General features: G+C 77.6%; 2 protein-coding genes. Both read left to right on the top strand.

From position 1 onward, the window contains the following. Position 1 precedes the first annotated feature (1 nt). On the top strand, positions 2 to 10,585 hold the full coding sequence (locus IF129_RS00195) for an SDR family NAD(P)-dependent oxidoreductase (RefSeq protein ID WP_191207313.1): 10,584 nt from the start codon (positions 2 to 4) through the stop codon (positions 10,583 to 10,585). Continuing rightward, positions 10,582 to 24,972 carry an SDR family NAD(P)-dependent oxidoreductase gene (locus IF129_RS00190; protein ID WP_191207312.1) on the top strand — a complete coding sequence of 4,797 codons (14,391 nt, stop codon included), beginning with the start codon at positions 10,582 to 10,584 and terminating at the stop codon, positions 24,970 to 24,972. Before IF129_RS00195 ends, IF129_RS00190 begins: the two co-directional genes overlap by 4 nt. Positions 24,973 to 24,978 lie beyond the last annotated feature (6 nt).

The following is a 24,978-nucleotide window of genomic DNA, read 5'->3' as shown; positions in this document are numbered from 1 at the left end:
CATGGCGGAGAACCCACGCGCGGACCACCCGCTCGCCCCGCTCGCCGGCCGGCGCACCGCGACCACCGTGCGCGCCGAGGACGCGGCGGTCCGCGACCACCTGGTGCACACCGTCCCCGTCCTCCCCGGGGTGTTCCTCCTCGACCTCGTGCTGCGCCTGGTCGGCCGCGCCGGGCTGGACCCGGCCGCCGTGGAGCTGCGGCGGATCGTCTTCCGCGCGCCCGTCCTCGGCACCCCGGACGGCCGCCGGGTCGAGGTCGTGGTCGCCGAGGACGGGCCGGGGCCCGGGCTGCCGGTCACCGTCCGCAGCCGACCGGCGGACCGGGCCGCCGCCGACTGGGAGGTCAACTGCACGGCGGAACTCCACCCGCTGCCCGCCCCTTCGGCCGACCGTCCCCGCGTCGACGTGGCGGGGCTCACCGACGCCTCCCGGGACACGGTCGACGTCGCGGACCTCTACGGCTTCGTCCGCGAGCGGCTCGACATCGACCACCGGGGCTTCATGAAGGCGTCCGGAACGGTCCACGTCGCGCCCGGGGAGGCCCTGGCGCGGATGCGGCTGGCGGCCGAGGCCGAGCCGTACCTGGACCACTTCCACGTCCACCCGGCGGTGCTCGACTTCGCCACCCTCGTCCCGATGCTGCTGTTCCGGGAGGCGGAGCGGGCCGGCGCGGACCACCCGTTCATCCCCCTCTACATCGACCGCTTCCACGCCACCCACGGGGTGGGCCCGGAGAACCTCGTGCACGTCCCCGGCCCGGTCGGGGGCCGGCTGGACGCCGAGCTCTTCGACGCCGACCTGCGCGTCTGCGCGCCCGACGGGACCGTCGTCGCCGAGATCCTCGGCTTCCGGGCCAAGCGCGTACGGTCGGCCGAGCTGATCACCGGCCGACTCGGCTCCCCCGGGGCACCGGACACCCCGCCCGCGCCGACGGCGTCCCCACCGGCCGACTCCGCGCCCGCCGCCGTGACTCCGCCCCCGTCCTCCTCCGGCGCCCCGGACGCCCTGGCCGCGCTCGGCACGCTGGTCGCGGCGCGGCTGGGACGCCAGGACGGCGGCGTCGACCCGGACATCGGCTTCTACGACCACGGGCTGACGTCGGTCGATCTGCTGGGCATCGCCGGTGAGCTGGAGGAACGTATCGGCAGCCCGCTCTACCCGACGCTGCTGTTCGAGTACCCCACCGTGCGGGCCCTGGCCGACCACCTGCGCGACCAGGGGCACGAGAGGGCCCTCACCGCCTCGGCGGAACACGGCGCCGAGGCGGAGCCGGAGCGACCCGCCGCGACGCGGCCGGCCCCGACCGCGCTCCGGCGGCCGACCGCCCCCGCCGCGCACCGTCCGCCCGTCGCCCCGCCCGTCGCCCCGCCCGTCGCGCCGGCCGACGAGCCGCTGGCCGTCGTCGGCCTGGCCGGGCGCTACCCGGGAGCGCGGAACCCGGACGAACTGTGGGAGGTCCTGACCGAGGGCCGTGACTGCGTCACCGAGGTCCCCGCCGACCGCTGGGACCGTCGGAGCCCCCACGGCCCAAGCGGCGACCCGGAGGGGCCCGGCCCCTGGGGCGCGTTCTGCGAGGGCGTGGCGGAGTTCGACGCCGACTTCTTCCACATCCCCGCCGAGCGGGCCCGCCTGATGGACCCGCACGAGCGGCTGTTCCTGGAGACGGCCTGGGCCGCCCTGGAGGACGCGGGCCACACCCCGGAGGGCCTGGCCGCCCAGACCGGGGGCGGCGTCGGCGTCTTCGCGGGCCAGATGTGGAACGACTACCAACTCCTCGGCCTGGAGCACCTGCACGAGCACGCCGACGCGGGCCCGGCCGGGTCCTGGGCGTCCGACCTGGCCAACCGGGTGTCGTACGCCTTCGACTTCCAGGGCCCGAGCCTGACCGTGGACACGGCCTGCTCGGCCGCCCTGACCGCCCTGCACCTGGCCGGGGAGAGCATCCGGCGCGGCGAGTGCCGGGCCGCGGTGGTCGGCGGCGTCAACCTCTCGCTCCACCCCTACAAGTACCTGCGGCTGGCCCGGTTGGGGCTGCTCTCGCCCACCGGCCGCTGCCGCCCCTTCGGCGCGGGCGCCGACGGCTACGTGCCCGGGGAGGGCGTCGGGGCCGTCGTCGTGCGTCCCCTGGCCGACGCCCTGGCCTCCGGCGACCCCGTCCACGCCGTCATCGCCGGCTCCGGGCTGCGCCACAGCGGCCGGACCGGCGGCTACTCCGTCCCCAGCCCCGACGCGCAGGCCCGGGTGGTGGCCGCCGCCCTGGCCGACGCCGGCGTCTCCCCCCGCACCATCGGCTACGTCGAGGCCCAGGCGTCGAGCACGACTTTGGGCGACCAGATCGAGATCGAAGCCCTCTCGTCCGTCTACGCCGCGCACACCGAGGACCGCGCGTACTGCGCGATCGGCTCGGTGAAGGGCAGCATCGGCCACCTGGAGGCCGCCGCCGGCGTGGCGGGGCTGACGAAGCTGCTGCTGGCCCTGCGGCACCGCACCATTCCCCCCGGCCCGGACACCGGCGAGGTCAACCCCGCGCTGCGGCTGGACCGGACCCCCTTCTACCTGCCCCGGACCGCCCGCCACTGGCCCGAGCCCGTGGAGCCGGGCACCGGCCGGCCGGCACCCCGCCGCGCCGCGCTGAGCGCCTTCGGCGCCGGGGGCGCGAACGTGCACCTGATCGTGGAGGAGTACCGTCGGCCCGCGCGGGAGCACGGGCCGACGGCGCCCCGCCCGCTGGCCGTGCCGGTGTCGGCCCGCACCCCCGAGCGGCTGCGCGTGCTGGCCCTGCGGCTCGCCGCTCATCTGCGGGACTGCCCCGGACTGCGCCTGGCCGACGTGGCGCACACCCTGCGCCACGGCCGTCGGCCGATGGAGCACCGCGCGGCGCTCGTCACGGCGGACCTCGGCGAACTGGCCTCGGGCCTGGAGGCCCTGGCCGCCGGTCAGGAGCCCGCCTGCCCGACACGCGGCGGCCGGGTGGCCCCCGGCGCGGCGGCCACCGGGGCACCGCCGCACGACGTCCACGCGGCCGCGGGCGAGGACGCGCTCGCCGCCGCCTGGGCGGCGGGCACCCTCGCCGCCTGGCCGCCCGACGACTCCGCCGTCCGGGTGCCGCTGCCCACCTACCCCTTCGCCCGGGAGCGGTACTGGCTGGACGAGCCCGCGCCACCGGCCCCCTCCGACGCCCCGCGCCCGTCGGGAACCCCGGCGGCGGACGCGGCGCGCACCCTGGTCCTCGCCCCCCGGTGGCACGCCCGCGCGTTGCCGCGGGACGCCGACCGGCCCGACGCGTTCGCCGGTGCCCTGCTCGTCGTCCTCGACACCGACGACGGCCGGGTGGAGGCCCTGCGCGCCCGCGCCCGCCGCGTCGTGCAGGTCCGCCCCGCGATGGCCTACGCCCGCACCTCCGCCGACGGCTTCGAGATCGATCCGGGGGAGGAGGAGCACTACCGCGCCCTCGCGGCGGCCCTGCGCGACGAGGGCGAGGAGCCCGGCGGCCTGCTGCACCTGTGGGGGCTGCGCGCCGGGACGTCCCCGCCGCCGGGAGACGCCGGAGCCGTGCTCTCGATGCTGCTGCTGTGCCGCGCCTGGCTCCTCGGACGCACCGACACGCTGCCCGTCCTCCACGCCCACACCGCCGACGGCGAGTCGCCCTCGCAGGCGGCGGTGGGGGGCCTCGCCCGCAGCGTGCGGCTCGAACAGCCCCGACTCGCGGTCACCACGGTGCGCTTCGACGCCGGACCGCAGGACGTCTCGGCGCTGCTCGCGGAGGCCGTGGCCGCGCGGACGGCCCCGGACGCCCCCGTCGAGGTCCGGCACACCCGCACCGGCCGGACCGTCTTGGCCTTCGAGCCGCTGGACCCGGCCCCGGCCCTCCCGCCCGTACCGGACGCCGGACCCCCGCCGCGGGTGCCGCTCGCCCGGGACGGCGGCACCTACCTCATCACCGGGGGAGCCGGCGCCCTGGGCCGGCACACCGCCCGGCTGCTCGCCGAAACGGCCCGCGTCTCCATCGCGCTGCTCGGGCGCTCGGCCCCCGACGCCGCCACGGAGGCGGCCGTCGCCGAGCTCGAATCCCTCGGCGCCCGGGCCCTGTACGTCAGGGCGGACCTCGCCGACGGTGCGGCCCTGCGGCGGGCCCTGACCGAGGTGACCACGCGGCTGGGCCCGCTCACCGGGGTCGTCCACAGCGCCGGAATCGTGGACGACGCCCTCCTGGTCAACAAGGACCGGGCGGCCGCTGCCCGCGTCCTGGCCCCCAAACTGCGGGGCACGGCCCACCTGGACGCGGCCACCGCCGACGCGGAGCTGGACTACTTCGTGATGTTCTCCTCCGTCGCCTCGGTCCTGGGGAACCCCGGTGCCACCGACTACAGCGCGGCCAACCGCCACCTGGACGCCTTCGCGGTGTGGCGGGAGGAGCGGCGTCGGGCGGGTGAGCGTCACGGACGCACCACGGCCGTCAACTGGCCGCTGTGGCGCGACGGCGGCATGTCCGTCGACGCCGCCGTCCGCGACCGGGTCCTGGCCCGCACCGGGTCGATCCCGCTGGCGACGGCGGACGCCCTGGCCGTGCTCCGCACCGTGCTCGACCGCGACGAGCCCCAGGTCGTGGTGGTCCACGGCGACCGCGCACGTCTGCTCGGCCACCTGGACGTCATCAGCGCGACCGACGCGCCCGGACCGACCGACGTGACCGACGTGACCGACGCGGCCGGACCGACCGGGGACGCACCGGTCGCCGAGCCGGCCGGGGCCGGACGGGCGGAGGTCCTGCGCCGCACGCAGGAGTACCTGACCGCCGCCGTCGCCCGCCTGCTCGACCACCGCGATCCGGGGGCCGGGCGGCGTGCGCACCAAGACAGCGGGTTCCTGGAGCTCGGGCTGACGTCGGTGGACGTCGTGGAGCTCGTGCGCGGCCTGTCGCGGGAGCTGGGACGCGAGCTGCCGCCCACGGCGCTCTTCCGGTACCCCGACGTCGGGGCCCTCGCCGCACACCTGGTGGACGCCTACGGACCGGAGGTCCGGACGAGGCTCACCGCAGAGCCCGAGCCCCAGCCCACGCCCGCGCTGGAGCCCGAGACGGCGCCCACCGCCTCCGCCGGGCCCGGCGGGGAGCGCGACGGGTCGCCGCGCCGCGCCGCCCGGTCGGCGCCGACGTCCTCCGGCGGCTGCGGGGCCGAGCAGCCCGTGGCGATCATCGGCATGGCGGGACGCTTCCCCGGCTCCCGGGACGTGGACGGCTTCTGGGCCGACCTCCTCGCCGGCCGCGACCTGGTGCGCGAGGTCCCGCCCGACCGGTGGGACCACCGGCTCCACCACGACCCCACGGGCACCCGCCCGCACGGCACCGACTGCGGCCACGGCGCGTTCCTGGACGACGTGGCCCGCTTCGACGCCGGGTTCTTCGGCGTGCCCCGCGCCGAGGCGGAGGGCATGGACCCGCAGACGCGGCTGCTGCTGGAGGTCCTGTACCAGACCGCCGAGGACGCCGGGGTCGCCGCCCGGCTCCGGGGGTCGTCCACCGGATGCTTCGTCGGCCGCTGCTTCAACGACTACGACCTGGAGATGCTCGTCCGGGGCCGCCCGCCGGGCGCCCACGACGTCACCGGCACGTCGGTGGCGATGTCGGCCAACCGGGCCTCCTACGTCTTCGACCTCTCCGGACCCAGCAGCGTCGTGGACACCGCCTGCTCCTCCTCGCTGTACGCGCTCCACCTCGCCGTGGCCGCCGTGCGTCGCGGGGAGTGCGACACGGCGTTCGCCGCCGGCACGAACCTGATCCTCAGCCCGCAGCACTACCTGCGCAGTTCGGCGCTGGGCGCGCTCTCCCCCTCGGGGCGCTGCCACGCCTTCGACGCACGGGCTGACGGCTACGTGCCGGGGGAGGCCGTCACGGCGGTGCTGGTGAAGCCGCTGGAGCGGGCGCTGGCCGACGGGGACCCGGTCCACGGCGTCGTCCGGTCGGTGGCCGTCAACCACGGGGGCCGGGCGGGGGCGATCACGGCCCCGAACCCCGCCCGCCAGACGGACCTCCTCCTGCGCGCCTGGGACGAGGCGGGCATCGACCCCGCGACGCTCACCTATCTGGAGGCACACGGCACGGGGACGGCGCTGGGCGACCCGGTGGAGGTCGACGGTGCCGTCGCGGCCTTCCGCCGGCACACCGCGCGGACCGGTTTCTGCGCCCTGGGCTCGGCCAAGGGCCATCTGGGGCACACCGAGGGGGCCGCCGGGCTGGTCGGCGTGGTCAAGACCCTGCTGTCCATGCGGCACGGCACGATCCCGGCGATGCCGTCCTTCGCCACCCCGAACCCGCTGTGCGCCCTGGACGGCGGCCCGCTCCACATCAACACCGCACCGCTGCCGTGGGACCGCGTCGGGGACGTGCCGCGCCGGGCGGGCGTCAGCTCCTTCGGGTTCGGCGGCGCCTACGCGCACGCCGTGCTGGAGGAACCGCCCCCACGCGCCGTGCCCGCGGCCGTCCCGGGCCCGCTGGTCTTCCCCTTCTCCGCCCACCACGAGGACGCGCTGCGCGAACGCCTCGCGGGCCACCTGGAGTTCCTGCGGGAACGCCCGGAAGTGCGGCTCGACCAGGTCGCCGCCACCCTGCGGACGGGCCGCGAGGCGCTGCCCCTGCGCGCCGCCGTCGTCGCCGGGACGCGGGAGCGGCTCCTGGCCGGGCTGGCGGACTGCCTCGCCGCCCCGCGGGTCGCGGGCCGCGCGGTGGACCTCGGCGGACCGGCGGCGGGCGAGGCGCGGGCCGCCGCCGAGGACTGGGTGAGCGGCGGGTCGGCGGACCTCCCGTCCACCGGTGTGCGGGTGCCGCGCGTCCCGCTGCCCGTCTACCCCTTCGCCGGGGATACCTACTGGTTCGCCCAGGACGCCCAGGACGCCCAGGACGCCCAGGACGCCCAGGACGCCCCGGCCACCACGCCCCCGGCCACCACGCCCCAGCCCACCCCCGCCCTCCCGGCGCACCGCACCGGGTCGGCGGACGTCGCCGAGCCGCCGGACGTCACCGAGTCGGCCGTCCGTACCGTCGAACGCCTCATCGCGGAGAGCCCGTTCTCGGGGCGCCGCGCGGCCGCCGGCATGGACCGCGTCGACGACCTGCTGCGGCGCTGGTGCCGGCGATTGCTCGGCGAGGGCCGGGACACCCCGCCCACCGCCGAGGAACTGCGGAGCCGGCTCGCCGACGAGGAGCGGTACGGGAGGCTCGCCGACGCCCTCGCCGCCCTGATCGCCCGCGCACCCGCCGAGCCCGGCGGCACCGGGGCGCCGCGGGCGCGCCTGGTCGAGGAGGCCGACGCCCTGGCCGCCGACCATCCCGAGCTGGCGCCCTGGATCGACCTGATCAAGGTGTGCCTGCCCCGGCTCCCCGAGTTCCTGGCGGGCGAGGCGGACCCGCTGGAGGTCTTCTTCGCCCCGGACCACCCCGACCTGCTGCTGCGCATCTACGACGGCAACGCCGTCGCGGACCACCACAACGAGATCGTCGCCCGGCTGGTCGCCGGGCAGGTGCGGTCCCTGCGCGAGCGCAGGCCCGGGACGCCGGTGCGCCTGCTGGAGATCGGCGGCGGGACCGGGGGGACCACCCGGCGGCTGCTGGAGGCCCTGGCCGAGCACGGGGACGGCGTGCACTACGTGTTCTCCGACGTCTCGCCCGCCTTCCTGCCCGCCGCCCGGAGGCGCTTCGCCGACACCCCCGTCTCCTTCGAGTGCCGCGTGCTCGACCTGGACCGCGACCCGGAGGACCAGGGCTTCGAGGCGTCGGGCGTGGACGTGGTGATCGCCGCCAACTCCGTGCACGCCACCCGCAGCATGGCGGCCAGTCTGGGGCGCGTCCGCCGGCTCCTCGCGCCGGGCGGCATCGTGGTCCTGGAGGAACTGGTCCGCAACCGCGACTGCATGACGGCCATGATCGGACCGCTGCCCGGCTACTGGTCCAGCGTGGACCCCGGCGTCCGGCTGCCCGACTCCCCGTTCCTCGACGTGGCCGGCTGGCGGGGGGCCCTGCGGGAACAGGGCTTCGAGCGCACCTGGGCGCTGGGCGCCCCCGATCTGGCCGAGGACGAGTTCGACAACGCCGTCGTCGTCGGCAGGGTCCCCGCAGCCGCCGCGCCGGTCGCCCGCCGCGAACCGGCCCGCGACCACGCGGCCCCCGCGCCCGCCCCGGCACCCGCCCCCGCACCCGAGGTCGTCGCGGCCCCCGCGCCCGCCCCGGCCGACCCCGACGAGCCGGTGACGGCCGACCCCGAGGAGGTCACCGAGCGGCTGCGGACCGTCTTCGCGCGGTTCTTCGGCCTGGCCGAGGAGGCCGTGACCCCCGACGCCCCCTTCGACAGCTACGGCATGGACTCCCTCAGCGCCATCCAGCTCATCCGCAGCCTGGAGCCGGAGTTCGGGAAGCTGCCGAAGGTGCTGCTGTTCGAACACCCCACCCTCGCCTCGCTGGCCCGCTACCTCGCGGAGCACGCACCCGGTCCCGCCGCGCCGCCCGAGGAGCGCCCCGCCGCCCCGGCCGCCCCCGCCGTCGCCCCCGCCGTCGCCCCCGCCGGCCCGTCCGGCGCGTCCCGTCAGGAGCCGCCCGCTCCGGTGCCGACGTCGGCCGCACCGGACGGCACCCCGTCCCCCGCCAGGCCGCAGCCGCCCCCGGCCGCCGGGGGCGGCGGGGCCGAGGACGACCCCGTGGCCATCGTCGGACTCGCGGGCCGCTTCGCCCGCTCACCCGACGTGCGGACCTGGTGGCGGCACCTGCGGGACGGCGTCCACCTGGTAGAGGAGATCCCGGCCGAACGGTTCGACTGGCGCGAGGTGTTCGGTGACCCACACCGTTCGCCCGGCACGGTCAACAGCCGCTGGGGATCCTTCATCGAGGGCGTCGACCGCTTCGACGCGGACTTCTTCGGCATGACGCCGCTGGAGGCCGAACTCATGGACCCGCAGCAGCGCATGATGCTGGAGACGGCCTGGAAGGCGGTGGAGGACGCCGGTCACCGCCCCGCCGACCTGCGCGGCACCCGGACCGGCGTCTTCATCGGGGCCACCTCCCACGACTACGACTGGGCCCTCCACCGGGCCGGCCGCCACCGCGAGGGCCACGTCGTCAGCGGCAACGGGCACTGCCTCATCGCCAACCGGGTCTCCTACCGGCTCGACCTGCGCGGGCCGAGCGAGGCGGTCGACACCGCCTGCTCCAGTTCGCTGACGGCGCTGCACCGCGCGGTCCGTGCGGTGCGGGGCGGCGAGTGCGACGCGGCCCTGGTCGGGGGCGTGCACCTCTTCCTCACACCCGACCTGTTCGTCGCTCTGGGCCAGTTGGGCATCATGTCGCCCGACGGACGGTGCGCCGCGTTCGACCGGCGGGCCAACGGCATGGTGCGCGGCGAAGCCTCGGTCGCGGTGCTGGTCAAGCCGCTCTCCCGGGCGCTCGCCGACGGCGACACGGTGTACGCCCTGGTACGCGGCAGCGGCGTGTCGCACGGCGGGGGCGGTCACATGGACTCGCTCATGATGCCCAACCCCGCGGCCCAGGCGGAGCTGATCTCCTCCGTCCACCGGGACGCCGGGGTCGACCCCCGCACCATCAGCTACATCGAGGCCCACGGCACCGGGACGGAGGTGGGGGACCCGATCGAGGTCCGGGGCCTGCGCCGGGCCTTCACCGGGTCGGACGGCGCCACCGGTCCCGGCGACCGCGCGCCCTGGTGCGGCCTGGGCACCGTCAAGTCCAACGTGGGGCACACCGAGGCCGCGGCCGGGCTGACGGGCGTCGTCAAGACCGTCATGGCCCTGCGGCACCGGCAGCTCCCGCCCACGCTGCACTACACCGAACCGAACCCCCTGCTCGACCTGGACGGCAGCCCGTTCTTCGTCGTCGACCGGCTCACCCCGTGGACCACCGAGGACGGCGCACCGCGCCGCGCGGGCGTGAGCGCCTTCGGACTCGGCGGCACCAACGCCCACGTGCTGCTGGAGGAGTTCGTCGATCCCCGGACGGCCGGTGACCGGGCGTCGGACGGTCCCTGGATCGTCCCGCTGTCCGCCCGGACGGCCGAAGGGCTCCGGGACCAGGCCCGGCGGCTGCACGCCTTCCTCACCGAGCGGGACACCGGTCCGTCGGCGGAGGAGCGGCCCGGCCTGCGGGACCTGGCGCACACCCTGTGGGTGGGCCGCGACGCGATGCCGCAGCGCCTGGCGGTCCTGGCCGCGACGGAGGAGGACCTGGCGGCCTCCCTGCGCCGGTACACGGCCGGCACCCCCGATCCGGACGTCGTCGGCGGGCCCCCGGCCGACGCGTCCGCTCCGGACGCCGGTCCGGAGCGGGCCGCGCTCCGGGAGGCCGCCCGGCGCTGGATCGAGGGGGGAGCACCGTGGAGCCCCGCCGACGGGTGGCGGGACGCGCGCCGCGTGCCCCTGCCGACCTACCCCTTCGCCGCGACGCGGTACTGGGCGCACCCCCTGGACGGCACTCCGGCACCCGGGGACCGCGACGGGGAGGAGCGGTTGACCGACCTGCTCGGCGCGCTGGAGAGCGGGCGGATCTCGGTCGTGGAAGCCGAACGGTTGATGGAAGGTGTGCTGTGAACCCCCAGGAGTCCAGGCGGAACATCCTCGAACGGCTGCGGCGCGGGGAGCTGTCCGTCGCCGAGGCGAAGGCGTTGCTCCGGACCGGGCCCCAAGGCGCCGAGCCGTCCGCGCGGGGTGAGGGGACGCTGGCCTGGTTCCGGCCCGGCTGGCGGCGCGGGGCGGCGGCACCCGACGGCTCCGTCGACGCCGCCCGCACGCTCCTCGTCCTCGACGAGGCCGCCGCCCGGCACCGCGGGGACCAGGACCGGCCGACGGCGGCGGCCACCGTCGTGGTCACCGACACCGACGACGAGCTGCGCCGAACGGGTCCGGGCCACTACCGGATCGGTACCGGCCGCGACGAGGACTGGGCCCGGCTGTGGCGCGAGCTCTCCGCGGCGGCCCCGGCGCCGAGCGGCGTCGTCCTGATCACCGGAGCCGACCCCGAGCACTGCCTGGACGCCGTCTACCCCCTCACCCGGGCCCTCGTCCGCCGACCGGGCACCGAGCGGATCGCGCTGGCCTGCGTCGCCGTCGGCCCCGCACACGAGCAGGCCGCCGACGCGCTCGGCGGGTTCTGCTCCGTCGCGGCGCAGGAGGACGGACGGCTGCGCCCGGTCGCCCTGGCCGTCGCCGACGGCCGGGACCCGCTGGGCGCGGCCCTCGCCGAACTGGCCCTGTCGGACCGGCCCCTGGAGGAGGCCCGGGTCGACGGCGACGGCCGCTGGGTGCGCACGATGACCCCCGAGACGCTGCCCCTGCCCGCGCGCCTGGACCTCCCCGAGCGGAGCGTCCTGGTGGTGTCCGGCGGCGCGGGCGGGATCGGGCTGGGCCTGGCCGCCGTGCTGGCCCGGGACACCTCCGCCCGGCTGGTCCTGCTGGGACGCGGCGAGCTCACCCCCGAACGCCGGGCCGCCCTGGACGGGATCGAGGGCGCCGGCGGCGACGTCCGGTACCTGCGTGGTGACGTCACCCGCCTCGCCGACGTCCGGGCCGCCGTGGACCTGGCCCGCGCGGAGTTCGGCCCGGTCACCGGCGTCCTGCACCTCGCCGGCGTCAACGAGGACGCGTACCTCGTCAACAAGGCCCCCGGGACGCACGCCCGGGTGCTGGCCCCGAAGCTGCTGGGCGCCCGCAACCTGGACGAGGCGACCCGCGACGAACCCCTCGACCTCTTCGTGCTGTTCTCCTCCATGGTCGGCTACCTCGGCCACCCCGGGCAGGGCGACTACGCGGCGGCCGGACGCGCGCTCGGCGGCTTCGCCGCCCACCGCGCCGGGCAGGTCGCCCGGGGTCTGCGGGCCGGGGCGACGGTCTCCGTCGGCTGGCCCCTGTGGTCCGGCGGCGGCATGGAGTTGAGCGCGGCGGACCGGCGGGCCGTGCGCGAGCGGCAGGGCATGGTGGAGATGCCGCCGGAGGTCGGGCTGCGGGCGATGGCCGCGGCCCTGCGCTCCGGCGCGCCCGAGCTGGTCGTCGTCCACGGTGACGCGGAGCGCGCGGGCGCCTTCGTGCGGGGGCGCCTCGACGGCGCCCCGACCGGACGGACCGAGGCGGACCGCCGCCCCACCGGCGCGGCCCCCGCGCCCGCGGCGGTGGCCGAGGCGACCCGCCGTCACCTGCTCGGCCTGGTCTCGGAGCTGACCCGCATCCCGCCCGGCCGACTGCGGGGCGACGAGGAGTTCTCCGCCCTCGGCATCGACTCGGTGATGGTCAAGCGGCTGTCCGTCGCCCTGGAGGACCGGTTCGGCGACCTGCCCGTCACCCTGCTGTTCGACCACCGCACGGTCGACGACCTCACCCGGTACCTGGTGGAGCACCACGCCGACGCGGCCCGCGCCGTCACCGGGACCTCGGACGCCGCCCCGCCCGCCGCCCCCGCGTCCGAACGGCCCGCGCGCCCCGACCCGGACGCCGGCCCCGACGCGGCCCCCACCCCCGCCCCTTCCGTTCCGGCGGCGGCGCCACCCGTCCCCGCGCCCACCGCGCCCCCGGCCCCCGACGACGCCGTCGCGATCGTCGGCCTCGCCGGGCGCTACCCCGGGGCCGCCGACCCCGACGCCCTGTGGGACCTCCTGCTGCACGGCCGGGACGCCATCCGGGAGATACCACCCGACCGTTGGGACAAGGACCGCTGGGCGGACACCGGAGACCGGCGCCCGGGCTCCAGCTACGCCCGCTGGGGCGGTTTCCTCGACGGCGTCTCCCACTTCGACTCGCTCTTCTTCTCCGTGGCCCCGCGCGAGGCCCGCCGCATGGACCCGGCCGAGCGCCTGTTCCTGGAGACGGCCTGGTCCGCGATCGAGAACGCCGGATACTCCCTGGCGCGCCTCCACCGTCTCTCCCAGGACGGCGAGGAGAACGCGGTGGGCGTGTTCGTCGGCACCACCGGCATGGCCTACGACCTGGTCGCCGCCGAGGAGTGGGGCAAGGGCAACCCCGTCTCCGCCTACTCGATGGAGTTCTCGCTCGCCAACCGGCTCTCCTACCTCCTCGACGTGCACGGCCCGAGCCTGGTGGTGGACACCGCCTGCTCGGCGTCCCTGACCGCGCTCCACCTGGCGTGCGAGAGCCTGCGCCACGGCGAGTGCCGGATCGCCCTCGCCGGGGGCGCCTACCTGAACCTCCACCCGATGAAGTTCGCCATGCTCTCGGAGCAGCGCATGATGGCGCCGGACGGCGTCTGCCGCCCGTTCGGCGAGGGCGCGTCCGGCTTCGTGCCCGGCGAGGGCGTCGGCGCCGTCGTCCTCAAACCACTGTCCGCCGCTCTGGCCGACGGGGACCACGTGCACGCCGTCATCCGCTCCACCGCCGTGCGGCACGGGGGACGCACGCACGGCTACACCGTCCCCTCGCCCCGGGGCCACGCGTCCGTGATCGGCGCCGCGCTGCGCCGCGCCGGGGTCGACGCGCGCACCATCGGCTACGTGGAGGCCCACGGCACCGGGACCGAACTCGGCGACCCCATCGAGATCGAGGGCCTGACCCGGGCCTTCTCCGCCCACACCGCCGACCGGGGGTTCTGCGCCCTGGGGTCGGTGAAGGCCAACATCGGGCACGCCGAGGCCGCCGCCGGGATCGCCGGCCTGACCAAGGTCCTCCTCCAGCTGCGGCACCGCACCCTCGCCCCGACACTGCACAGCGACCCGCCCAACGCCCGGATCGACCTCGCCGCCACCCCGTTCCGGCTCCAGCGGGACGCCGCGCCCTGGGAGCCCGGCCCCGGCGGCCTGCCCCGGCGCGCCGCGCTGAGCTCCTTCGGCGCGGGCGGCGCCAACGCCCACGCGGTGCTGGAGGAGTACGTACCGGCCGCCTCCCCGCCCCGGGCCGAGGACGACCGCCCGCAGCCGGTCCTGCTGTCCGCCCGCACCCCGGACCGGCTGACGGCGATGGCCGGACGGCTCGCCCGCCACCTGGCGGGCCCGGGCGCGGACGCCTCCCTGACCGACATCGCCCACACCCTGCTCGTCGGCCGCGAGGCGTTGGAGCACCGGCTGGCGCTCGTCGTCGCCTCCGTCGCCGAACTGCGGGAGAAACTGGACCGGTTCGCCGCCGAGGGCGTCGCGGACTTCACCGGCCGCGCCGGCCCCGCGCGGCCGCCCGGCGAGCGGCCCGCCACGACGGCGGACGCCTGCGCCGCCCGCCGCTGGGACGAGGTCGCCGCGCTGTGGGTGCGGGGTGCCGCGCTCGACGGGGAGGCGCTCGCCGAGGCGGCGGACCCCGCCCGTCCCCGGCCGCGCGTCGTCCCCCTGCCGGGCTATCCCTTCGCGGGCCCCTCCCACTGGCCCGCCGTCCTCCCGGCGCAGCCCGGCGCCGCACCGGCACCGGACGCCGCGCCCGGCACCGCACCGCCCCTGACGGAGACCTCCCGCACCCCGGACGGCGCCGAGTTCACCGTCGACCTGGCTCCGGCGGACCCGGTCGTCGCCGACCACCGGGTCGAGGGGCGTCCCGTCCTCGCCGGCGTCGCCCACCTGGAGCTGGCCCGCGCCGCCGCCCACCGGCTGACCGGACGGCCCGTCACCGCCCTCTCCGCCGTCCGGCTGCGCGCCCCGCTGACCGTGGACGGCACACCCGCCACCGTCCGGGCCGTGCGGGAGGGGGACGCCGTCCGCGTCGAGATCCGCACCGAGCGCGGCGACCGCCCGGTCCTCCACGCGACCGTCACCGCCCACCCGGCCGCGCCCGGCCCGCACCCGGAGACGACCCACGCCGCCCCGGCCGCCGCACCCCTCGACCTCGCCGCGATCCGCGCCCGCTGCCCCCGCCGATCCCCCGGCGCGACCCTCTACGGCCGGGCCGAGGACGAGGGCTTGCGCTTCGGGCCCTCCTACCGCCTCGTCGAGCACCTCCACCACGGCGAGCGCGAGGCGCTGGCCGAGCTGGCCGCCCCACCGCAGGCCGCCCGCACCGGCTGGTGGCTCGAACCGGGCGTGACCGACGCCGCCCTGCACACCCTCCACGGCACCCTGTCCGAGGTCGAGGACCCGCCCACCCGTCCCGCCGCGATCGAGCGGATCGACCTGTGGGACCGTCCGCACACCGCCCGCTTCGCCCATGCCCGCCTGGTCTCCGCCGACCCCGACGGGTCCACCGTGCGCTGCGACGTCACCCTGTGCGACGCGGAGGGCCGCGCCCTGGTGCGCTTCACCGGCCTCACCGTGGTGCGCCCCGCCGCCACGGCGGAGCCCGTCCCCTCCTACCGGCCCGTGTGGCGCGTGGACCCGCCCGCCCCGCCGGGGGACGGCGGCCACCGGGGGCCCGTCCTCGTCCTCTCCGGCGCCCACGACCACGGACTCGGCGCCGCCCTGACGGCCCACCACGGGGACCGGGCCCGGCACCTGGACCCCGCCGGCCTGCGGACGCCCGCCGACTACGCCCGCGCCCTGCCCGCCGCCGGAGAACCCGCGACCGTGTACTTCCTCGGCGGGGTGGAGGACCGGCGCTACTCGCCCACCGACCTCGACCACCTGGAGGACGCCCAGCGTCGCGGCGCTCTGGCCCTCTTCCACCTCGCCCGCGCCCTCACCGAGGTCCGCCCGCGCGGCGCCCGCCTCGTCGTCCTCACCAGCGACAGCCAGCAGGTCGACCCCCTGGTGCCGACCCGCAACCCGTTCGCCGCCTCGCTGCACGGCCTGACCCGCACCCTCGCCCGCGAGCTGCCCTTCCTCGACACCGTCTGCCTGGACCTGGCCGGCCCGGACCTGGAGCGGGCGGCGGCGTCGGGCGACTGGGAGCCCCTGCTGGCCCGTGTCGCCGCCGAGCCGGCCCGCCTGCCCTTCGCCGAGGTCGCCTGGCGCGAAGGCGCCCGGTTCGTCAAGCGGCTCGAACCGGCGCGCCTGCCCGAGCCGGGGCCCGAGCGGCTGCCGCTGCGCGAGAAGGGCCGCTACCTCCTGGTCGGCGGGGCGGGCGGCCTCGGCCGGGTCATCGGCCGCCACCTGTCCGCCGTCTACGGTGCCCGGCTGCTGCTCGTCGGACGACGCGCGGAGGACGAACTGGACCCCGCCGTCCTCGGCGACCTCCGCGACGCCGGGGGCCGGGCCGCGTACCTGCGGGCCGACGTGACCGACCCCGACGCCCTGCGGTCGGCCGTCACCCACATGCGCGAACGCTTCGGCGGCGTCGACGGCGTCATCCACACGGCGTTCGTCCTGGCCGACCGCACGATCGCCGCCGCCGACGACGCGACGTTCCGGGCGGCCCTCGCCCCGAAGGTGCGCGGCACCGCGGCGCTCGCCGACGCGCTCAGCACCGAACCGCTGGACTTCCTGGCCCTGTTCTCGTCCGCCATCGCCCACACCGGCAACCCGGGCCAGTCCAACTACGCGGCCGGTTCCACCTTCCAGGACGCCTACGGCCGCCACCTGGCCGCCCGCCTCCACTGGCCCGTCACCGTCTTCGACTGGGGGTTCTGGGGCGAGGAGGGCGCCGTCGCGACCGGGGAGCACCGCGCCCGGCTGGCCCGTTGGGGCGTGGCACCCCTGTCCGCCGAGGAGGGCGTCGCCGCGTTCCGGCAGGGCCTGGCCGGGGGAGACGGCCACATCGTCCCGCTCAAGGCCTCCCCGGCCCTGGCCGAGGTGACGCCGGTGGGCACGGAGACCGTGCACCATGCCCAACCCCCCGCCGCCTCCGTGCTGCCCGCGCTCGACGCGGCCCTGCGCGCCGAGGTCGCCGAGCGCGGCGAGCCGTACGACGGGGACTACCTCGACGCCGTGGACGCCTACGCCCGCCGCGCCGTCCTGGCCGCCCTCGCCACGTCCCCCGGCGGCCTGGGCCGACCGGGGGAGCGGCTCACGACGGCGGACCTCGCCCGACGCCACCGCGTCGTGCCGGGGCGGCGGCGGCTGTTCGAGGCACTGCTCGCGGCCCTGACCCACGGCGGCCACCTCGGTGCCGACGGCGAGGCGTTCCGGGTGCCGCCCGAGGCGGCGGAGGCGACCGGGCCCGGCGACCGCGCGGCGGACCGCACCGCCCTCCTGGGCCGCTTCCCCCACGCGCGGGCGCTGCTCGACCTCCTCGACGACTGCGTGGCCGCCCTCCCCGAGGTCCTCACCGGGGCCCGACAGGGCCTGGACGTCCTCTTCCCCGGCGGGTCGGACCGCAGAGTGGCCGCCCTCTACCACGACGACCCGCGCACACGGCACTTCAACGCCCTCAGTGCCCGCGCCGTCCGCACCGCCGTGCACGAACGGCTGCGCCCCGGCAACGGAGCCGACGGCGCCCCCGTGCGCGTCCTGGAGATCGGCGCGGGGACCGGCGGGACCACCGAACCGATGCTCGCGTCCCTCGACGCCCTCGACGCCCACGCCGGCCGGCTCCACGTGGACGTCACGGACCTCTCGGCGGCCCTGGTGGGCGCCACGGGCGAACGGCTGGGCACCGGACGGCCCCACGTCGCCTTCCGCGTCCTCGACATCGCGGGCGACGTGCACGCCCAGGGCTTCGGCGGCGAACGCTACGACGTGGTCGTCGCGACGAACGTCCTGCACGCCACGGCCGACGTCCGGCGCACGCTGCGCAACGTCGCCGCCCTCATGCGGCCGGGCGCGGTCCTCGTCCTCAACGAGGCCACCCGGGTGCTGGACGGCATCACCCCCGTCTTCGGCCTCACGGACGGCTGGTGGCTCGCCCGCGACCACGAACTGCGGCTGCCGCACTCCCCGCTGCTCGACCCCGGCGCGTGGTCGGCGCTGCTCCTCGACGCGGGCCTGCGCGGCGTGCGCCGGTTCGCCGTCGAAGGCTGGTCGGACCACCGCGCGGGCCAGCACCTCCTCGTCGCCGAGCGGGGGGCCTGGCGGGAGCGCACCGCGCCCGCCCCGGCGGCCGGAGCCGCCGCGCACGACCGCCGCGAGGACCCGGCTCCGCGCCGGGTCCCGGCCCCGGCCGGCCCGGAACCCCGCGCCGCCGCCCGGCGGCCGGAGGCCGCCCACCACCCGCTCGTGGAGCGGGCCGTGGAACACCTCACCCGGCTGTACACGGAACTGCTCCGGCTCGACGCCGAGGAGCTGGACGCCGAGGCCCCGCTCGCCTCCTACGGCAGCGACTCCCTCACCACCATGGAAGCGGTCGAACGGCTGGAGCGGGACCTCGGTCCGGTACCGAAGGGCCTGCTCGTCGACCGCCCGTCCGTCCGCTCGATCGCCGAGGGCCTCGTCGAGGCGATGGGCCCGGCGCTGGCCCGTCGCTGGCCGGACGCGGCGCCGGAATCCGCCGCCGCGGGCGGGGCACCGGCCCCCGAAGCGGGCGCCCCCGCCGACGTCCCGGAGCCGACCGGCCTCCCGTCGGCCCCCGAAGCGGGCGCACCGGACGAACCGGTGGCACCGGACGGGCCCGCCCCCCGGCCCGCCGCCCCCCGACCCGCGTCCGACCGCCGGACGGACGAGCCGATCGCCGTGGTCGGCGTCGCCGGGCGCTACCCCGGAGCCGCCGACCTCGACGCCCTCTGGGCCGCGCTGCGCGCCGGACGCCGCACCGTCGGCGAGGTGCCCCCGAGCCGATGGGACCAGACCCGGCACCCGGGCCCGGACGCGGCGGCACCGGAGCGCGACGCGCAGCGCTGGGGCGGCTTCCTCGACGGCGTGGACCGGTTCGACCCGCTCCTCTTCCGGGTCTCGCCCCGCGAGGCGGAGCGTATGGACCCGGCCGAACGCCTGCTGCTCGAAGTCGCCTGGGAAGCGCTGGAGGACGCCGCCCTGCCCCCGTCCGCCCTGCGGGCGGCCACCGCGCCCGGCGGCCCCGGCGTCGGGGTCTTCGCCGGCGTCATGCACCACCAGTACCAGCTCCTCGCGGCGGAGCAGTGGGGCCGGGGCCACCGACCCGTCCCGGCCGCCTCGGCCTGGTCCATCGCCAACCGCATCTCCCACACCTTCGGCTTCACCGGCCCCAGCATGGCGGTCGACACCGCGTGCTCGTCGGCGTTGACGGCCCTGCACCTGGCCTCGCTGAGCCTGCGTCAGGGGGAGTGCTCGGCGGCCGTCGTCGGCGGCGTCAACCTCATCCTGCACCCCAGCCACCACACGGCCCTGGCGGCCTCCGGCATGCTCGCGCGGGACGGGCACAGCCGGGCGTTCGACCCCGGAGCGGACGGCATCGTCACCGGCGAGGGCGTCGGCGCGCTCGTCCTCAAACGCCTCTCGGACGCCCTGCGCGACGGGGACCGCGTGCACGCCTGCGTCCTCGGCTCCGCCCTCAACGCCGACGGCCCCTCCGACGGCTACGGCGTGCCCAGCGCGCCGGCCCAGGTCGCGGTGATCCGCCGGGCGCTGCACGCGGCGGGCGTGGAGCCGGACTCCGTCCAGTACGTCGAGGCCCAGGCGACGGGCTCACCCGTCGGCGACCCGGTGGAGCTGGCCGCGCTGCGCCGCGCCTACGGTCTGGACGGCCGGCGGCGGCTCGACGTCGGTTCCGTCAAACCCAACACCGGCCACCTGGAGGCGGCTTCGGGCCTGCTCCAGCTGACCAAGGTCCTCCTCCAACTGCGCCACGCGACGCTCGCCCCCACACCGGGCGGCGCCACCACCGCCGCGCCGGACGGCTTCCGGGTCGTGCGCGAACCCGTCCCCTGGGAGCGGGAGGCCGACGGCACACCGCGTCGCGCCGCCGTCAGCTCCTTCGGCGCCGGGGGCGCCAACGCCCACGTCATCCTGGAGGAGGCACCGGCCCGGACGCCGTCCCCCCGGCCGGACGGCACCGGTGAACCGATGCTCCTGCCGCTCTCCGCCCGCCGGCCCGACCGGCTGCGCGCCGCGGCCCGCAGGCTCGCCGACCACCTGCGCGGGCCCGGGGCCGGGCTCGCGCTCGCGGACGTCGTGCACACGCTCCGGGTCGGACGCGAACCCCTGGCCGCGCGCCTGGCGGCCGTGGTGCGGAGCGTGGCGGAGGCGGCCGAGGTGCTCGACGCCCACGCCGAGGGGCGCGCGGACCACCGATGCATGACCGGGCGGGCCCGCCCGGCCGACCAGCGGGGCGGATTCCCGCCCGCACCCCCGGCCCAGGCCACCGAGGACGCGCTGCTGGCCCTCGGCCGCGCCTGGACCGAGGGCGTCGCCTCCGACGAGGCCCCCGACCCGGGCGGCCGGCCGGGCGACATCGTCGACCTGCCGCACTACCCCTTCGCCCACGCCCGCTACTGGCTGGAGCGCCCCGAGGCGACCCCGCCCGCCGAGCCCGAGCACCCGCACAGCCCCGTGCGCGAGACCGAGGAGCCCGCCGTGACCACACCCCCGCCGGCCGAGGAGGGCCCGCACGCCCCCGGCGCCGCCGCGACCGGCCCGCGGACCCCGGCCGTTCAGGCCCCGCAGGCCCCCGACTCCGGGAGCACCGTGGAGACCGTGGTGATCGACGTCATCTGCGGGCTGCTCGGCGTCGCCCCCGCCGACATCGATCCCGGTGACCACCTCAGCGACTTCGGCTTCGACTCGATCACCATGGTGCAGCTCGCCGACCGCCTCTCCGACCGGTTCGCCACCGAGCTGAGCCCCATGCTGCTCTACGGCTTCCGCGACCTCGCCTCCCTCGTGGCGCACCTGACCGCCGAGACCCGCGAGGCCCCGGCGGCGGAACCGCCCGCCCCGAAGACGTCGGCCCCGGCCCCGGAGACGCCGACCCCCGTGCCCGAGCCGCCCGTCCCGACCGGACCGCCCGTCCCGCCCGGGCCGCCCGTCCCGACCGGACCCGCCCGGCCCGAGCACGAACCCGTCGCGGTCGTCGGCATGGCGGGCGCGTTCCCCGGATCGAGCGACGTGGACGCCTTCTGGGAGCACCTCGTCTCCGGACACGACCTCGTCACCCGGGCCCCCGCCGACCGCTTCGCGGCGACGAGGGAGTCGGCGACGGGGGAGGAGAGCGGCGAGCACGGCCCCTGGGGCGGCTTCCTCGACGGCGTCGACCGCTTCGACGCCGGCTTCTTCCAGATCACGCCGCGCGAGGCCCGCGTCATGGACCCCCAGCAGCGGCTCTTCCTTCAGACGGTGTGGTCGGCCGTCGAGGAGGCCGGCTACGACCCCGCCGACCTGGCCGGCTCCTCCTGCGGGCTGTACGTGGGCGTCGCCTCCTCCGAGTACGGCGAGCTCGCCCGCGAGCGCGGCGCCGACGTCGACGGTCAGCTGATGACCGGCAACGACCACAGCGTCCTGGCCAACCGCGTCTCGTTCCTGCTGGACCTGCGCGGACCGAGCGAACCCGTCGACACCGCCTGCTCCAGCTCGCTCGTGGCCGTGCACCGGGCCGTCCAGGCCATCCGGGCGGGGGAGTGCGACCTGGCCATCGCCGGGGGCGTCAACGTCATCGTCGGACCGACGGGCTTCGACGCCTTCACCCGCTCGGGCATGCTCGCCCCCGACGGCCGCTGCAAGACCTTCGACGACCGGGCGGACGGCTACGTGCGCGGGGAGGGCGTCGGCGCCGTCCTGCTCAAGCCGCTCAGCAGGGCCCGGGCCGACGGCGACCACATCCACGGCCTCATCACCGGGACCGCGACCAACCACGGGGGCCGGGCCGCCTCCCTGACCGCCCCGAACCCCGCCGCCCAGTCCGAGGTGATCACCCGGGCGCAGCAGCGGGCGGGCGTCGAGCCGGAGACGATCGGCTACGTCGAGGCCCACGGCACCGGCACCGCGCTCGGCGACCCCATCGAGGTGACCGGGCTGCGCGGCGCCTTCGGGTCGACCGCGCCCGAGCAGTACTGCGGGCTGGGCACGGTCAAGACCAACATCGGGCACCTGGAGACGGCCGCCGGCATCGCCGGGCTCGTCAAGGTCCTCCTCCAGCTGCGGCACGGCATGCTGGCGCCGTCGCTCCACCTCCGGCGGGTCAACCCCCGCATCGAGCTGGCGGGCTCGCCCTTCCACCTCGTCACCTCGGCCCGCCCGTGGCCGTCACGCACCGACGCGGCCACCGGCCGCCCGCTGCCCCGGCGGGCGGGGCTCAGCTCCTTCGGCTTCGGCGGCACCAACGCGCACCTGGTCGTGGAGGAGGCCCCGGAGCGTCCCGGCGCGCGGCCCGGCCCCGAGGTGCCCGGCTCCGTGGAGCCGGGGCGGCCCCGGCTCCACGTCCTCAGCGCCCGCGACCCGGAGCGGCTGCGCGCGTACGCGGAGCGCCTGCACGCCTGGGTGGCCCGGCGCGCGGCGGACGGCTCGCTCGGCCGGACGTCCGCCGCCGACGTCGCCCACACCCTCCAGGTCGGACGCACCGCCCTGCCGGTGCGGCTGGCCGTCGCCGCCTCGACCCTGACCGAGCTGGCGGAGGTCCTGCGCACCCACCTGGACGGCGGGGAGGACCCCCGGTTGCACGTCACCGACCCCGCCCCGGCCCGCCCCGGCCGCCGCCCGGACGCCCACGACGCCTGGGACGCCTGGGACGCCAAGGATGTCGCTTACGCCCTGGAACGGGCGCGCGCGGGCGACCCCGCGCGGCTCGCCGACCTGTGGGTGGCGGGCGCCGACATCGACTGGCGCACACTCGAACCCGCGCGGGCGGCGCTCCGGCTCTCCCTGCCGACCTACCCGTTCGCCCCCGAGAGCCACTGGCTGCCGCCGGCCCGGCCACGCCGCGCCGCCGAGCGTGCCCCCGAAGCCGACGCGCGCCCCCGGCCCGAGCCGTCGCCGGCGGCCCCCGCTCCAGCCCCGGCCCCCGCTCCAGCCCCGGCCCCGGCTCCTGCCTTGGCCCCCGCTCCGGCCCCTCGGCCCGCCGCCGGCCCGCCCGTCCCGCCGTCCGGGCCCCGTCCCGCCGAGCCTCCCCGACGCGGCACCCCGGTCCCGGAACCGGTGACGGCCGCTGAACCCTCCGGGACGGGCAGCCCCGGCGACGACCGGCTGACCCGGCTGCGTCGGCACGTGCTCGACGCCGTCGCCGACGGCATCGGCATCCCCGCCCACGAGGTCGAGCCCACACGGGAGTTCGCGAGCTACGGGGTGGACTCCATCGGCGCCATGCGGATCATGCAGACCATCCAGGCCCGCTACGGCGACCACATCCCGATGGCCGCCATCCTCGAACACCCCACCATCGACCGGCTGACGACCCATCTCGACGCGTCCTACGTCCTGCCCGACGCCGTGCCCCCGGCCGACGAGGCCGCGGCGGAGCCCCCGTCCCCCGAGGCGCCCCCGCGGGCCGAACCCGAACCGGTGGGCCTCGTCCCGTTCGCGGACGGCGACGGCGGGACACCCGCCTACTGCCTCTTCGGCGACACCGGGGAGCTGAGCTGGCTCCTCCACCTGCGCGACCACCTGGCCGAGGCCGGTCCCGTGTGGGGGCTGGAGGCGCCGGGCTTCGCGACGGGCGCGGCCCCGGTCGAGGGCGTCGACGCCCTGGCCGACCGCTGCGCCGAGGCCGTCGCCCGGCAGCACGCGGGAGGGGGCTGCCGGATCGTCGGCCACGGGCTGGCCGGGCTCGTCGCCGCCGAGACCGCGCGCCGGCTCCAGGACCGGGGGGTGGAGGTCGCCGAACTCCTGCTCCTGGGCACGCCCGAGCCCGGCCTCGGGTTCGCCGGTGAGACCCCGGCCGCGTCCGTCGCCGAGGTGACCGGCGTGTTCGCCGCCGTGTGGGGCGCCCCCGACCGGCCCGTCGGGCCGCGGGACGGGGAGGCCGGGACCTCCGGGGAGGCCCGGGAGCGGGTGGCCGACGCCGTCGCACGGCTGGCCGCCCACGCCCCCATGGACGGGGAGCGGCTGCACCACTGGGTGTCCACGGCGGTGCGCTGGCGCCAGGCCCTCGTGCGGTCCGCACAGGCGTACCACGCCCGTCCGGTGAGCGGCCTGGGGGCCGCCGGCGTGGTGCGCGCCGTCCGGGGCGTGCGGGGGCCGACGGGCGGCTACGACCGCTGGATCGCGCCGCCGCCGGTGGTCCACGAACTGGACGTCGCACCGTGGCGGCTCGCCTCACCCCACGGCGCGGCGGAGACCGCCCGCTCGCGCGCCCACCGCCCCTCGCTGGCGACCGCCCGGGCGAAACCCTCGCCCGTGGTGTCCATCAACCGGCACGGCGCCGACCGGCGGTCGATCTGGGCCCACAACCTGTACGGGGAGGTCAGCTACGCCATCTACCTCTCCCGCCACCTCGGCGCCCGCAAGCCCGTCGTCGGACTGGAGCAGCTCGGCGTGGGACCCACGGCGGCCCGCCCCCACGCCTACACCTCCGTCAGGGAGATGGCCGGCCACTACGTGCGGGAGCTGCGCGAGCAGTTCCCCGGCGAGCCCTTCCTGCTCGGCGGATGCTCCTTCGGCGGCGTCCTCGCCTACGAGATGGCCCGGCAGCTCCAGTGCGCCGGGGAGGAGGTCACCCACCTGATCGCCATCGACCCGATCATGCCGGGCACCGAGGCGTGGGACAGCGTGGACTGGGGGACGGTGACCGCCGTCGAGGCCGAGGCGTTCTCCCTGGTCATGCTGGGGAACGCGATGTGCCAGCGCTGGGGCGTCGCCGAGCAGATCACCCTCGACTCCCTGGCCGGGCTGGACCTGGACGGGCAACTCGCCGTCGTCGCCCGCCACATCAACGAGCGCTCCGCCGCGCGCCCCGACCCCGAGGTGATCAAGCGGCAGGTCCTCGTGCGGCACGAGGTCATGCTCCGCAACGGCGACCTCCTCCAGGAGTACCGGCCCGAGCCGCTGCAGAGCCCGATCCCCACCACCCTCTTCCACGCCACCCAGGGCTTCCTGGCACCGGGCAACGACAACGGCCTGCCGGCCGTGCCGCGCACCAGCGACGACCGGTCCAACGGCTTCGCCGAACACGTCGGGGGCCTGCTCACCCTCCACGAGATGACGGCCGACCACCACACCATCGCGCACAACGACAACCTCGGGCGGATCGCCCGCACCCTCGACCCCCTCCTGCGGCGGCAGGACTTCCCGGGCAGCCTCTTCCCGGCGACGCTCTCCCCCGCCTCCCCCAACGGCAGCAGGTGATCGCGA

The sequence above is a fragment of the Streptomyces chumphonensis genome (assembly GCF_014779715.1).
In the GTDB taxonomy this organism is placed as follows: domain Bacteria; phylum Actinomycetota; class Actinomycetes; order Streptomycetales; family Streptomycetaceae; genus Streptomyces; species Streptomyces chumphonensis.
Note: the sequence above shows the minus strand (reverse complement) of the source record. Positions and strands in the feature narration are given on the sequence as shown.

What these genes read in the sequence shown, in the direction of transcription:
- IF129_RS00195 (WP_191207313.1), top strand. Translation starts at nt 2, where the DNA reads ATGGCGGAGAACCCACGCGCGGACCACCCGCTCGCCCCGCTCGCCGGC.